Below are 15026 nucleotides of genomic sequence, written 5' to 3' on the forward strand. Positions count from 1 at the left end.
CGCGTTTTGGTTGGGTGTGCTGCTCCTGCTGTGTTGGCTTATAAGAGAATGATAATCATGAGAAAAAATCTGTTTAACCGAGTCCTGGCGATCGCTGTCATCGTCAGCGTCATGGCGTTGGCCGGCTGTTCGACGTCGAAAGAGGAAATGCTGCCGCCAGGCGACAGCTCGATGCTGGAATTGTGGCAGGGTGAAGACGGTGGCGGTTCAGCGCGTAATGCGGTGGCGGCTCGCGACAGTCTGCGCCGGCCGCTCACCGACAACGAACGCCAGGCAACAGCGACGGACGATCGCAGCTACAGCCGCACGCAGGAAAGCGAAATCAGCCAGCAGTTCCCACGGCTGCCGAACCCCGACTTGGTGATGTACGTGTTCCCGCACCTGGCGGACGGTAACGCACCGGTGCCGGGGTACAGCACCGTGTTCCCGTTTTACAGCCAGGTGCAGTATGCGATGCCGGGTGAACGGACGGAGGCCTACTGATGCGATTTTCCCTGTTTGATAAAAAGCGCCTGACGCGCAAGAAGCCGGCAGTGGGTGTCCAGGACACCCTGACCACGACCGAGGATGGCGTGCCGCTGAGCGTCGACGGGTGTGAGCCGTTACGGCGCCCGGGCAGAATGACGGTAAAGGAAGAGCAGCAGGTGTATCACGCCAACCCGTCAATCATTGATTACCTGCCCTGGGCGGAATTTCTCGACCGTGAACAGTGTATTTTGCTCGATGATGGGGTGTCCGTTGGGGCTGTCTTTGATATTACACCGGTGGCCACCGAAGGACGCACGGACGATCGCCTGGAGCAGATGCGCGACACGGTGGAGGACGCCCTGCAGGACTCGTTTGACGAGCATGACGAAAACCCCTGGATCGTACAGTTCTTCTGCCAGGACGAGAACAACGTCGAGGCGTACATCGAGCGCCTGAGAAATTACGTCAAACCCCACGCCCAGGGCAGCGCGTTCAGCGAAGACTGGCTGAAAGAAACCGAACGTCATATGCGCGGTATCGCCCGTCCGGAAGGTCTGTTCAAGGACACACTGATCACCGACCAGCCGTGGCGCGGGCAGCAACGTCGCACTCGCATGGTGGTGTATCGCTGGATTGGCAAGGGCAATCATGATCCGATGCCGCCGATTGCCATGCTGAATCAGACCTGTGAGCGGGTGACCGGCGCGCTCGTCGGCGGCGGTGTGATCTGCGTGCGCCAGAACGGGGCACAGGTCCATGACTGGCTGCTGCGTCATTTTAATCCGAGTCCGGAGTGGGTGGATAAAGAGACTCTGTACCGAGACGCCGCCTATTTCGACAGCCGTGACACGCCGGACGGTGCCATGCCGGTGCAGAATGATTTTGCCGAGACCCTCCTGTTCACCCCGCCGGTGTCCGATCCGGACCAGGGGGTGTGGTGGTTCGATAATCAGGCGCATTGTGCCATTCCGGTCGAGAAGCTGCGCCGCCCACCGGAACCCGGCACCATCACCGGTGAAATGAAACGCGGCGAGAAGAAAATCAATGCGCTGATGGATTTGTTCCCGGAGGGGACGATGCTGTGCATGACCATCGTGGTACAGCCTCAGGACACGCTGGAGAATGATTTCAACAAGCTGTCGAAAAACGCCGTCGGCGAAAATACCGAGTCCGGGCGCGTGCGCCAGGACGTGACGCAGGTGAAAGAGTACCTGGGTAATCGCCACAAGCTCTACCGTGCCGGCATTACGTTTCTGTTGCGTGCCGGTGACCTGACGGCACTCAATCACAAACGTGTCGATCTGACCAACGTGTTGCTGGGCGCCGGCCTGCAGCCGGTCCGGCCGGAATTTGACGTGGCACCGCTCAATACTTACCTGCGGGCGCTGCCGATGTGCTTTAACCCGGAGACGGACAAAAAGCACTGGTATACCCGCCTGACCTGGGTACAGCACCTGGCGGGGCTGTTGCCGGTGACCGGCCGTGAGACCGGAACCGGCAACCCCGGCATGAGCTTCTTCAACCGCGGTGGGGATACGCTGACGGTTGACCCACTCAACAAGCATGACCGCAGTCAGAATGCACACATGTTGTATTTTGGGCCGACCGGCGCGGGAAAGTCTGCAACATTGTGTGCCACCTTATCGCAACTGATGGCGATACACCGGCCTCGTCTGTTCATTGCTGAGGCGGGTAACTCGTTTGGGTTGCTGGCTGATTACTTTGAAAGCCAGGGGCTGACGGTTAACAAAGTCAGTATCAAGCCTAGCAGTGGCGTCTCGCTGCCACCGTTCTCCTACGCGCACAAGCTGGTCGAAGATGCATTAACGACGCTGGCCCTGGATGAAAATGACCTGCCGGACATCGATGCCGATGATGACGATGATGACGACAAGCGGGATTACCTGGGTGAAATGGAGATCTCGGCGCGCATGATGATCACCGGTGGTGACGCTAAGGAAGAGCACGAGTTGAAGCGTGCTGACCGCGCGATGATCCGTGAAGCCCTGTTGATGGCAGCGCGTCAGACCTATGATGACGGGCGGCAGATGTTGCCGGCAGATCTGCAGAAGGCGCTGTACATCATTTCCAAGGATGAAGGGAGTGATATCCGTAATGAGCAGCGCCGGGCCAAGGCGGCAGAAATGGCCGAGTCGCTCGGGATGTTTACCCAGACCGGCAGTTTTGAGGCGGAGCTGTTTAACCGCGAGGGCAGCCTGTGGCCAGAAGCCGATGTGACCCTGATTGACCTGGGACATCTGGCGCGTGAGGGGTATGAGGCGCAGATGGCGCTGACGATGGTGAGCCTGACCAACACCATCAACAACATTGCCGAACGAGACCAGTACTCGGCGCGGGACATTGTGTTCGCGGTAGATGAGGCGCACATCGTGACGGTGAACCCGCTGCTGGCGCCGTACATGACCAAAATCGTCAAAATGTGGCGTAAGCTCGGCGCCTGGCTGTGGCTGGCGACACAGAACCTGAAAGACTTCCCGGACATTGCCGAGAAGATGCTGAACATGGCGGAGTGGTGGGTCTGTCTGACCATGCCGCCGGAGGAGGTCAACGACATTGCCCGCTTCAAGGCGCTGACCGAGGAGCAAAAAGCGGTGCTACTGTCAGCCAGTAAGCTGTCCGGTTGCTATACCGAAGGCGTAGTGCTGTCGAAAAAACTCGAGGCGCTGTTTCGTGCTGTACCGCCGAGCCTGTATTTGGCATTGGGGATGACCGAGAAAGAAGAGAAGGCCGAGCGCCGCGCGCTGATGCAGGAGTTTGGTTGCAGCGAACTTGAGGCGGCCCGCAAGGTGGCGCAAAAGCTTGACCGTCTGCGCGGTCTGGCGGTGAACGGGGAGGCTGCGGAAGCATGATGACCCTGAAATACCCGGAACCTGTTGTTCGACCGCATGGCCAGATTTGTCGTGAACCGGCGTTGTTTTCCCTTCCTCCACAGGGTATGGCCACCTTAAGCGAAACGGATGCGCTGGCGCTTGAGACGTTCTGTACGGCTATCCGCGATCGGCTGTTGGGGCCGATCACACTGACTGCCCACCCGCATCGCATCGGGAGCCGTACCAGCGTGGCGCTGCATCTGGAGGGCCGGTTGGGGCGTTGCATCGATGTGCTGATCACAGTGACTGGCAGTACGTTGTGGCCCCTTCCGGAGGAGTATGGCCACCCGCGCTGGTATATCACCGTGCCGGATGCGGCTGATGTGGTGTATTTGTTGCTACATCTGAGTGACTTGTGCGAGCGGTTTCGGGTCAATTAGTTTGAGTTGTTATTATTCTTTGACCGGCTTTCTGGCCGGTTTTTTAAGGGGCCATACAAGGGAGAGTATGATAATTCTGCGTCTACGTCCTGCTGAAAAAGAGTGGTGGTTTGGCTGATGCCTTTGGTTCTGATGTACAGCATATGACTGTCCGCTATGTGCCAGAGCGGGCATTACTGACGCTACACAGCAATAATTACGTGTGAGCAGGTCAATACCGCCGTATTTTTGATGAATGGATAGCAAAGCTCGGACTCGACGATTCACTGTACAGCACACATTGCATATGAAGTCTCAAGGGCATCGCACGCATGAGACTTCAGGGAACTGCGATACTATGCCAATAAGGTTTACAACCAGTGAAGCAATTACTGGATGTTTTGCTTACGCCAATTTTCTACCGCAATCAACAGTCGCTTGTTTTTGACAGGCTTTTGCCATTCATCCCAGAAATTGACCGTGCCGCTATTCGGTTTGTTTATGGGCTCATCGATCCTGATTCTGCTTGGAAGCAGACTCGCATCGCCAACAACCAAGGCCTCTCCTGTATCAAGGGTCGGCAGGATGTCGCTGAACCCGCCGAGGCTATCGGGCAAAAGCCTTTTGATCACGCCCTGATCTTCGGCGTTGGTCAGCCTCATGGACACGAAGTTGCTGCACTGGCTGAGCATCGTCTTATTCACTTCGGAGGGACGCTGGCTTATCACGATGAGGCTGACACCATACTTACGGCCTTCCTTGGCGATGCGCTCGAAAATATCCAAGGAGATATCGTCGGCGGACACAGCCATGTTTCGTTGAGGCATGTAGAGATGGGCTTCGTCACACAAAAGCGCAACAGGATGGCGCAGCTCGGATGGCGTCCACTGTTGGACAGAGAAGGTCACTCGAGCGACAAGAGAAACGATCAGTGGGAGAACGTCTGATGGAACCTCGGAGAAGTTGATGACCTTGATACCAGCTTTGCCATTCTCTACAGAGCTTCCGAGCATGGCAGTGGTGAATTTTTCAAGCCAAGAAAAATCCAAAACGTCGCCACCGCCGCTGAATATGAATCCTAGGCGCCTATCAGAGATTTTGTTCTCTAGCCGAGAGATCATCCGGGCGAGTTTTCCAAAAAAATCACCTTGCTTTTCTTTACCAGCCGATGCCCCCGGAACCATCTCTACATTGATCTCGTTCAGCCTGCCCATCAGAACATCTAGATTGAATGGAACTGGGCTATCTACGGTGAAGTGCTTCAGAATTTCTTTCTGGTCACCTTCCTCAAGATATTTTCTTTTGGCCTGGTTGATCTCACGGGAGATGATCATTGCCTGGTTGGGCGCATTCTGGTCACTCCGGTCAACAAACATTGCAACAAGTGCTTCATACGAAAGCAACCAGTAAGGCAGGTAAAGTACACCGTCATCAATGGTGCGTTTGGCCTCAACATCGGCGGGACCGGCCACCTTGAAATGCTGAATACCTTGACCCACCAATGGTGCGTATTCACCATGAAGATCAAAAACGATGGCGTTGGCCGTAGAGAGCCTTGTCATCTGCTCAATGATCTTGGCTGTCGTCCAAGATTTACCTGATCCGGTACTGCCGCCGATGAAGGCGTGGCGTTGGAAAAACTTGTTACCGTTGAGATATGCAACGGCATGCTCGTCCAGCGTGTATTTTCCCAGCGTCAGGGCATTGCCATCGGCTGAGACGCTAGAGAGTGTACGCATAAAGTTCGTAAGGTTTTCGCCCTCAAGCGAAAAGCAATTCGCGTCGATTTCTGGAACGCTTTCCAGAGTGCGGCGAAACACATTTTCTCTTTCTCCATCACGATCTAGCATCGTGCCAATCAGGGCGATTTTGCAGAGATTGAGTTCTGAGGTTTTTTCGCTAATACCATCGTTGGCAATGTCCTCGATGCCACGCTTGCGGGTTACCTGGGTGATGAGGCCAATGAGATGCTGTCCAGGCTTGCTGCTTTGGAGCACGGCAAGATGGTTGACTTGCAACCTTTTTAGCTGGTCGACATTTTCCACGTCAACGATAACATTTGTTGTATCGACGGAGGCCACCTTTCCAAGTGCATCTTCATCCCTAAAATTAAATATCGGCATCTCTTCCTCCTACATGATTAGTGATAGATAATTTTCAAGACTCCAGATATTTCTTTCAATTATTAGAGGAGCCTTATCCAAAGAGGAGTAGACGATGGACTGCTCGTCTGTGGCTCCCCGTTCTATTGCCAAGTAATTTTGCGCCTTACCATCAAGGATGAGCTTCCTGGCAGCGTCTGAGAGCGCATAAGTAATAATCGTGATAGGCGTATTCTGACGAATGCATTTAGCCATGATGTTCGGTTGAATATGCTCGTCATTGAAGCCGTAGCCGATACACAGGAAGGAGTTGGCAGCATTGATTGCCAAGTCGGCATTGTGAATAGTCGAGCGATATGGTTCCAAATGCGTAGTTTGATATTTCTGAGTGCCCGGCGTCACGATTTCCGGCTTATAGTTAGCAGGTATCCCCTGGGTGTTTGAAAGGGCGACGATGTCTTCAAGGGGCGACTTAAACCAGTCCAGAGAACCGTGCACCTTCCAGATATTCACTCTGCGCGCAGATGTTATTTCATTCGGTGCAGCGCGTCGTCGAAAGAATCCGTGTGAGAAGCCCGTGTAATGATGGGTCCCCTCCTGATCGCAAGCATATTCTGCCAGCCTGTCATAATTCGTAGTAACGATATTTATTTTGGTGAGACTGCTTTTGAACATGTGGCGCAGCAGGCGACTCAGCGGAAACATAGCTTGGTTCTGAAGGCTATAGTGGAAGATTTGAATGTCTTCTGAACTGATGAGCGTCCAAGTTGCTGTGATAATTCTGGAGGTCAGTTCCTCAGTAACGGCTACCTGATGTAGCGCCGACTCCAGATCAACACCGTCTAATAAAACCTGACAGAATTTCCCCCAAGCCACAATCTCAGCAGCAGACAAGCCAGAAGTATCGGTATTTGCGACCAAGTGCTTCGCAAGCGCACCCATTCCAGACATGCCATGGGCCGCCGACGCACCACTGCCCAGGATGATGAGAGGTGCCTTGCCATAATAATCTTGAGCCTGCTTTTGGTAATCAACTCCTGACATCGAAAAACTCCTAATTTAGTATCGTGCTCATCATGCCATCAAGATTGACCGCGCGGATGTACTTCGCGAAGTTACCCGCTGAAAGTTTCCTCAACATGCTTCTCGCCATATTCTATCTTGGCACCTTCGACGTGGCACAAATTGCCCCAATAAGTGCTCAGACCCCTCAGCAGAATGAATTTTCTAAAACATTGATTTAAAGCGGATTTTTATCAATTCATTGCGCTATACCAATACCGCTCATGCATTCCCTCTCAAAATCAACATTAGTCTACGCTTTCATTGAAGCTTTTAGTCAATCTTGTTTCCTATACTTGTATTAATCATAGATATGTTGATCGGTTCCCATAAAATTAATACACAGAAATATTTGTTACGCCGCCTTCTGCGGTAAGTAAAAAATTGTAAACTTCCGCTCTTCACTCTTAACTGACGCTCATGTTTTATTGCGCCCTACTACACAGCATCGTCAGATCAAGTCGCGACTAATGAAGATGACGATTACGAACGTGATGACTTAAGGTCGGTTGTAGCATCAACGGATAAAATTTTCATAATCCAATAAAGACTTCTTTGCTGCCTTTCTGACCACGTCGTAGCACCCTGTGTGGATTCTATCCATGCAGGAGTGCACGCCATGAAAATCAGCACGTTGCTGACGTTGTTCCCTCTGCTGACGCCGGCATCGGTGCTTGCCGGCACGGTACTTTATACCGATTCCCACCATCCCCCGAGTAACGTCGATGCATCGGTATCCGTTATCTACCTTGACGGTCCGGATCAACTGCAAACACAGACGTTTGGTGAGCTGTCATCGAATCCGGATGAAGCCGAACGGCAGGCAAAGGCCGTGCTGCTGTCACCGCAATGGCAGGCCCATGAGCAGGAACTGGCCACGGTCTACCGAGCGGTGGTCCGTGCCTGGGAACTGGGCGTTACAAAAGTGCCGGCCGTCGTGTTTGATGACAGGGATGTGGTGTATGGCACGGCTGACGTAGCCGAGGCAACGGCACTGCGCACCCAGTCACAAGGGGGGCAGTGATATGCAACAACCCTCTTTGTATGGGGTGTCCCTTGGGCAACCCCGGCTTACCCTTAAATCCCTCAGTGTGGCCATTATGTTGTCCGCGGCCAGCGTGCCGGCGGCGAACGCCGCGCTCAACAGCGCGCAGATTGTCGCGAGTGCCGTGTCGCAGGCCTGCATCAGTTGGCGCGTCAGCGGTATTTGCTACTGGTTGCTGTGTACGCCGTTTGGCTGCAAGGTGCGGACCTCCGTCAAGGTCACTCACTTTATCCCGGAAGCCGTGGTGTCAGCGTATAACACCCAGGGAGGCAATCCATGGAGTGAAATGTCGATGGTGAGCCAAGCCGCCAGCGGGCTGGAAAGCAGTATTACCAGCGCGCTGAGCGGCGTGTCTGCTGGCGGCGGCAATAATGAGCTGAAAACGCCCGGGCAACGTAAAACCAACCTCCACTTCAAGTATGCCGATGCCATTGGCCACCCGGCGACGTCCCTGATTGGCGGCAGCATTGCCGGCTATTCGTGCCGCAGCGCGGCGACCCCTTTTGTGCCGTATTTCCTCAGCACGCTGGATAGCCTGGCATGGCGTACCGGCATGCCCGAATCCCTTTATCCCGAAGCATTGGTGCCTGGCCAACGTGAGGTCGGCAGTCAGTCGGCTGCGAATATGTGGGGCAACGTCTATCCCCGATCTGGATTTGTGACCCAGGTTGATGACGACAAAGCCGGCGCCCTGGTGGCGCAGCGGGTGGCGGATATCATCACCCGTTCTGGCCAGCCCCATGTCTATCAGCCCCTGATGGGCCAGAGATCGGAAGGGTACTGGCCACCAGGTGCCGTTCAGGAAAACACCGGAACCAGCAACCACAAATGGCAGCGGCTGGCACCGCAGCTCAGTCAATCTTGTGCAGTGTTCCCGGACGGCGACCATTCGCCGGCAGCGGATGCGAACGCTGCCTTTGCCCTGTGGCAACCCTACAGCTGCTGCCAGCGCCGCGGGCAGCGTTTCCTCTACAGCACGGACTTTTGAGGCATGAACGATGAATAACACGATGAATAACACGATGAATAAATCTCTCTGGGGACGCCGCAGCCTGCTGTCTCTGCTAATTGCAGGCAGCCTGGCGCTAGCCGGCGTGAACGTGCACGCTGACGACAATGACGATAACGGTACCCTGTTTGGTGTTTCGTTGTCGCAAGTCAATGACAGTAATGTGGGATATGGGAAGAACACCAGCGGCGCAGTCTCTGACAAGCTGTTTTACTCCCTGGGCGGAGGGTCGGTGATCTCACAGCCGGCGACGCGTGGCAACATGCAGCGGCTGGGCATGAACCTGGGCTGGAGCTCGGATCTGATGTGCGGCAACTTCGACCTGAAGACGACGATCGGTAATCAGCTTAATGGGGTCACCGACGGGTTTAAGAACCTAATGGGAACCGTCATACAGGGCGCCACCGGTGCGGTGGCCAGCCTGCCGGCGATGGCTATCCAGCGTGCTAACCCTGGCCTGTATGAAATGCTGACCAACGGGGTGCTGCAGGGCGGTGTCGCGTTCGACAAGGCGCAGTTGAACTGTCAGAACCTCTCCAGGCGGATGATGGACATGGCGGACTCCGGCGGCTGGAGCCAGGCTGCCGCGATGGAGGAAGCCAAGAGCCTGGTCAATAACGGGGATGCGGATGCGGTGCGGTCGATGAATGCCACGGAGAAGGTAACCGGGCAATCCGGCCAGACCTGGATCGGCGGGCAAAAGCGGGGTGGCGCCGGCCAGCCGGCCATCAAGCCAACGCATGACCTGGCGGCGGCCGGCTACAACATGATGAATGCGTTACCGGTTACCAGTACCTCCAGCGTTTCCGGCAGCAGCTGTACGGGGGGCGCCTGTGCAAAATATGCCAGCAGCGAAGAGGCGGCGGCGGCAGTGGTCAAGGTGTTGGGGGATTCTTCCCTGCGCACCTGCAAGGATGCGGCGCAATGTACCAGTGGTGAAGGCAGCGAACAGCCCGGCAGTACCGTGGCCGGCACTGGCTTTGCCCCGATGCTGGAAGAGGCAACCAAAGAAAATAACGAGCAGTTGGCCAAACTGGTCAACGGAGCAGAGAAACCCACCTCGACCAACCTGGCCAAACTCAAAACGGGCAGCCTGGCAGTGACCGCCGGCGTCATCAAGGCGCTGCAGCGCGACCCGGACAATGCTGCCCTGGTTGGTCGCCTGGCCAGCGAGCTGGCGATGGCAGACACCATTGAAACGGCCTTTATCATGCGCCGTATGGTTACCACCGGGATGTCTGAACCCAATGCTTCTGCACAGAAAGTGGCGATGGAAGAGGGCGATCGGCGTATCGAGGCACTGGACCGTGAGATCACGGCGCTGAAGAACGAGATGGAAATGAAGCGTGAGATTGCGCGTAACGCAGTGCTGACCATCATTGATCGTGAGAACAACCGTGCAGATACCAACCCGCAGCGTCAATCGGTTGACAGCCCGGACACCAAGTTCAACCAGTTGGCCGTACCGGAAAGCGACCAGTAACCGTGGGGATGTAACAATGACTGGAACCGAAAATAATAAAGGTGTGTCGCCCCGCAAGGGGCGCAGATTCGGCCAGCGGGCAAAGCGTGTCCTGCAGATGTTGGGCATGCTCGTGGCCGCCATGGTGATAGCACTGGGGATGGCCCATTGGGGCGTCAATCATCCAGGAGAAAGTACTGCGCTGCGTGACTGGGTGCACAGCACCCGTTATGGCTGGTTGAGCTGGCGCCTGGCGTTATACGCCGTGCTGGCCTGGGGATTCTGGAAAATCTGGCACGCGCCGGGCTGCAAGCCGGAATACCGGCCCCCCCTCAAACGCATGGCCATCGCATGCGTGGTATTTGCACTGTTGTGCGAATACTCGCTGTTTGGGGGAGGGCTGACCTTATGATGACCAACAGCTATCTGGAGTATTTCCTGACGCTGCTCGGCTGGCTGATTAACAACGGCCTGTGGGAGCTGCTGGTCAGTACGGGGCTGTTTGTGCTGCCATTACTGTTCAAGGTGGTGGCCATCTGGCTGAAGGTGCGAGAGGAAGGGGAAGATGAAGGCAACAAAGGGATGCTGTCCCTGCCGCGCATCGAAAACCTGCTTTACGGCGCGTTTTTCGTGATGCTTGCCTGCTGCCTGCCGCTGATGAATGTCAGCCTGGACACCATCAAATATGACAGCAGCCGGGCGGCGATGTGCGGTACCTGGACACCCAAAAAGCCGGATGAAACCGGGTACGCCAACATCATGTCGAGCATGAACGGCCAGACGGCAAAGGTGCCGGTATGGTGGTTGGTAGTGCATAAGCTCTCAAAAGGCATCACCTCAGCGGCCGTGGCCACCATTCCGTGCCGGCCGGATCTGCGGCAGGTCCGTTTTGAAGTTCAGCACAGTCGGGTCAACAACCCGGGGCTGGCGAAGGAGCTGCAGGACTTCACCAATGACTGCTACGCGCTGGCGCTGTATACCTGGCAGAACCGCGACCAGGGGCAGACGACGGACAAAGCTATGCTGCGTGATATCGAGTGGCTGGGGTCGAAGACTTTCCTGAATGGCGGGTACTATAACAACCTGCAGTCGAAAACGCCGCGCGCCAGCTTCCCGTGGAATGAGGGGCGGGATAGCGGCCGGCCAAACACCGGACGGGGTGGGTACCCGACCTGCAGCGAGTGGTGGTCAGCCAGCGAAACGGGCCTGGAGGCCAGGGTAGTAAAGCAGGTTGACCCGGGCGTGATGTTGCGGATGTCTGCTGCGCTGAAGATGATGGGTCAACCGGACGCGGACTATAAAGAGGCGGTGGTACGTCGCCTGGTCAGCCCGGATAACCTGACCGTCTCCCAGGGCGGACGGGCGTATGCCGGCTATGGTGGCAACGCTGACTTTACCCTGGACAACTCGGTTAACCGTATTGCCTCGATGGGCGGGACCGCGCTGGGGAGTCTGGCAGCGTATCCGGCATTTGATGCGATGCGTCAGGCGCTGCCGATGGTACAGGCTGTCATGCTGATGGCGGTGTATATCATGGTGCCGCTCATCCTGGCTTTTGCAGCCTACGAGTATAAGACGGTGATTACGGTGACGTTTGTGGTGTTTGCGCTGAACTTCCTGACCTTCTGGTGGGAACTGGCACGTTGGCTGGACAGCTGGCTGCTGGAGGCGCTATATGGCTCGGATACGCATAGCCGCTGGAACGTGGCTGGTTTTCAGAACAGCTCTGATGACTTGATCATGAACATCGTTATGGGGGCTATGTTTATCGTGTTACCAGCCTTGTGGCTGGGGGCGCTGTCCTGGGCCGGGGTAAGTGTAGGACATGCTGTTGGGGCCGCGATTGCTACAGGGACTCAGGATTCAAAGGCTGCTGGGAGCCAATTGGGAAGTGCGGCTAGTAGCGCTATCACACATAAAGCAAGTAAAGGTTGATTGGAGGGCCGGGATACCTCCGGCCTAATCATTTTGATGCCATGACTGCTTGTCGTATGTATTTTTATGTTGCTCATTTTCCCATGAAAAACGCTCGAAACTGCTTTTTTTATTATCGTTCCAATTTGTTATTTCAGTGGGGATTGGTCTAAAAATATTTTTGACGATATAAGTAATAGCCCACATAGCAAAAACACAACTAACGCCAGCCAAGCTAACAAGCGCATATGCAATCAAGAAGAAAATAACACCGATGGTTACAAATGTTGTTGGAATATGTCCGACCCAACCTGGTAGCTTATGGCTACGTACTTTAGTTACACAGTTGGTATCCCACTTCAGAATCGTGCATTTAAGACGCTTCCACATACGTGTTATCCTAATGCCACGTTGGTAGGCTTGCTGGTTTCGAATTTGGCTCATAATGTCACCCTATATATTATTGGGCCTTTTCACCACTATAGCTGAAATAACAACCAATGGCTATTTGCCTGGCTCTGCAGGAGGCGTGTTGCACACGCTTGTCTTCCTGTCGTCGCCCAGATAAACCGTAGTTTATAAGCATCAGGACGGCGGTACCGCACTAATTATTGAAAAGGCTAACGCGGACATTGATGTCCTTATCTCACTTTGTGTAAAAAACGATGGCCAAGAATGCAAGCATCAATGTAAATACGACTAACCGCATTTTGTTCATAATCACACCTCCATGTTGGTTGAAGATGTCCATTCATGCGTCCACCTATGTACGTACGCGAACATGAGCTATGAGCTATATTGTACCGATAGATCACAGCAGGAACGACTAATATGTGGCCGCTTTGCGCAATTCCATAGCCGTGACGAGTTTCTGGCCGCGCTACAGTCGGAAACGCTGATGATTGACGCCGACAGCTGGAACCCGAGATATAACAGCGCCCCTAGTACTCTGTGCAATACTTCCTTTTATTAGATTGATCTAAAAAGAAAATATTTTGGTGATGATTATCTTCCCCGACCCAGTTTTGACTATAGTTTTTAACCTGCTAATTCAGTCGGGCATTCTTTTTCTCAGGGGATTTGAGCCGTTTACGTCAGGTACTTCCATATTGCCAATCTTCTTGCGCCAACTATAGAAGGTAACATCGGAAATTTAAATGTTCACCAGTCAGTAAACGGTTATTACCTTCAGAGAGCATTTGTCACCTGACTTAAAGGGGGCCGCTACGTGTTGTAACAGCCCGCATTTATAAATGCGCAACCCGGGTAGATTTGTACATTTTAGAGGGTAGTTTCATCCCCATGGGACAGTCTGGTGCGGTCCGATTTGCGATGAAGCAGTAGTGCCGCAACCAAACCAAGCCCTGCAGTTACTGCACCTGCCACGACAACTGCTGGATAATGTAATCCTGCAGCGATGATGAATCCACCAAGAGCTGCACCCACCGCATTGCCCAGATTGAAAGCACCAATATTCACCGATGAGGCCAAATTTGGTGCACTTTCAGCGGCTGCCATGACGCGCATTTGCAAAGGCGGCATCAAGGAGAAACTCGTTACGCCCCATAGGAACACGAGTATTGTAGTTGGTACGATATAGGGCATAAATAGGGCAAAAAGGACAAGTGTTCCTGAAAGGGCGGCGAGTGATATGATCAGTGTCTGGTTGGGGTAGCGATCTGTAAACCGTCCACCGATCCAGTTTCCAACCGTCAGGCCAATACCATAGGTGACGAGCATGGCCGTAACGAAGGATGTCGATGCTCCTGTCTCTATTCGCAAGATAGGCACAATATAAGTGAAAACCGTGAACATAGCGCTTGAGCTTAACACTGTCAGGCCGAGTGCGATCCAGACAGGACGGTGTAGCAGAATTTTTAGTTCAATCAATACATTACTTCCTGCATGTGCTGGAATAACCGGTAACGTCACCCACAGAGCAGCCATAGTGAAGATGCCAATCCCACTGATCCCCCAGAATGCGGCTCGCCAGCCAAGTACTTCCCCAGTCCACGCCGCCAGAGGTACACCGACCACATTAGCAATCGTCAACCCCATAAACATGGCGGAAACTGCTGAAGCCTGGCGATGTGCAGGGACGAGGCTAGCCGCTACGACAGCGCCAATACCAAAAAAAGCTCCATGGTTGAGTGAAGTGATCAACCTGGCGACTAATAGTATTCCATAACTGCTGGAAACTGCAGATAGCAGATTGCCTACCGTGAAGATGGCCGCCAATCCGATCAACAGTGTGCGTCTTGGCACACGTCTCGTGAGCAGCGTCATTAGAGGGGCGCCGATCATTACTCCCAGTGCATAGATACTGATCAATACACCTGCTGTAGGGATGGATATATGCAGATCATTAGCAATAAGGGGCAACATGCCCATGGGGGCAAATTCGGTGACACCAATGCCAAAAGCTCCCATGGCTAACGCAAATACAGATGTATTCAATTTCATAGACTTCTCAAAGTATGAGGTGATGACACATTCTTGTTCAAGAACGCTGATATTAGAGGCAACTCAATGCACATTGTGAGTATTGATAATGAATAATTACGGCAAATCGCCAAGTGAAAATAATCACTTATAAAACAATGTGTAAAATTTTTTAGTATTATCTATCGTCGTGTAATTAAAGTTTAATTTAAATGCATAACTATGGAATTCACTATTTCATAAATGGATTAATAGTAAAAGTGCGTGATGTT

12 protein-coding genes are annotated in these 15026 nt (G+C 53.7%); 8 read left to right on the plus strand and 4 right to left on the minus strand.

Translation table 11 applies throughout. The annotated features are described in order from the left end of the window. Positions 1–57 precede the first annotated feature (57 nt). Genes CKW09_RS01845 through CKW09_RS01855 form a run of 3 tightly spaced genes read left to right on the plus strand, consistent with a single transcriptional unit; the run spans position 58 to position 3739 of the window. Entirely contained in the window at positions 58–483 is a 426-nt protein-coding gene (locus CKW09_RS01845) for a TIGR03751 family conjugal transfer lipoprotein (RefSeq protein ID WP_095095291.1), read from the plus strand. Continuing rightward, positions 483–3338 carry a conjugative transfer ATPase gene (locus tag CKW09_RS01850; protein WP_095095295.1) on the plus strand — a complete coding sequence of 952 codons (2856 nt, stop codon included), beginning with the start codon at positions 483–485 and terminating at the stop codon, positions 3336–3338. Before CKW09_RS01845 ends, CKW09_RS01850 begins: the two co-directional genes overlap by 1 nt. Continuing rightward, positions 3335–3739, plus strand: a complete 405-nt coding sequence (locus CKW09_RS01855; protein WP_095095296.1) for an acetyltransferase — start codon at positions 3335–3337, stop codon at positions 3737–3739. The genes CKW09_RS01850 and CKW09_RS01855 overlap by 4 nt, the downstream gene beginning before the upstream one ends. A gap of 368 nt (positions 3740–4107) precedes the next feature. Here the strand turns inward: CKW09_RS01855 and CKW09_RS01860 are convergent, their stop codons facing one another. After that, positions 4108–5841: an ATP-binding protein gene (locus tag CKW09_RS01860; protein ID WP_095095299.1), complete on the minus strand. Its 1734-nt coding sequence runs from the start codon at positions 5839–5841 to the stop codon at positions 4108–4110. Between the two features lie 9 nt (positions 5842–5850). Continuing rightward, positions 5851–6864: an SIR2 family protein gene (locus CKW09_RS01865; protein ID WP_095095300.1), complete on the minus strand. Its 1014-nt coding sequence runs from the start codon at positions 6862–6864 to the stop codon at positions 5851–5853. A gap of 637 nt (positions 6865–7501) precedes the next feature. Between CKW09_RS01865 and CKW09_RS01870 the strand changes: the two genes are divergently transcribed. The 5 genes from CKW09_RS01870 to CKW09_RS01890 are packed head-to-tail and all read left to right on the plus strand — an operon-like array spanning position 7502 to position 12333. Further along, positions 7502–7906, plus strand: coding sequence for a TIGR03757 family integrating conjugative element protein (locus CKW09_RS01870; RefSeq protein ID WP_095095303.1), 405 nt, complete (start codon positions 7502–7504; stop codon positions 7904–7906). A 1-nt stretch (position 7907) separates the two neighbouring features. Next, complete coding sequence (locus CKW09_RS01875) at positions 7908–8915, plus strand: TIGR03756 family integrating conjugative element protein (RefSeq protein WP_095095308.1); 1008 nt, start codon at positions 7908–7910, stop codon at positions 8913–8915. Between the two features lie 22 nt (positions 8916–8937). After that, complete coding sequence (locus CKW09_RS01880; protein ID WP_095099964.1) at positions 8938–10419, plus strand: integrating conjugative element protein; 1482 nt, start codon at positions 8938–8940, stop codon at positions 10417–10419. A 16-nt stretch (positions 10420–10435) separates the two neighbouring features. Then, positions 10436–10810, plus strand: a complete 375-nt coding sequence (locus CKW09_RS01885; RefSeq protein WP_095095310.1) for a hypothetical protein — start codon at positions 10436–10438, stop codon at positions 10808–10810. Continuing rightward, positions 10807–12333 carry a conjugal transfer protein TraG N-terminal domain-containing protein gene (locus CKW09_RS01890; RefSeq protein WP_095095311.1) on the plus strand — a complete coding sequence of 509 codons (1527 nt, stop codon included), beginning with the start codon at positions 10807–10809 and terminating at the stop codon, positions 12331–12333. The genes CKW09_RS01885 and CKW09_RS01890 overlap by 4 nt, the downstream gene beginning before the upstream one ends. A gap of 24 nt (positions 12334–12357) precedes the next feature. Here CKW09_RS01890 and CKW09_RS01895 read toward each other — a convergent pair whose 3' ends face one another. Then, a complete protein-coding gene (locus CKW09_RS01895) occupies positions 12358–12756 on the minus strand; it encodes a hypothetical protein (protein ID WP_095095312.1) in 399 nt (132 codons plus the stop codon). A gap of 837 nt (positions 12757–13593) precedes the next feature. After that, positions 13594–14775, minus strand: coding sequence for an MFS transporter (locus CKW09_RS01900; RefSeq protein ID WP_095095315.1), 1182 nt, complete (start codon positions 14773–14775; stop codon positions 13594–13596). Between the last annotated feature and the right edge of the window lie 251 nt (positions 14776–15026).

Source organism: Serratia ficaria, assembly GCF_900187015.1.
Lineage (GTDB): Bacteria > Pseudomonadota > Gammaproteobacteria > Enterobacterales > Enterobacteriaceae > Serratia > Serratia ficaria.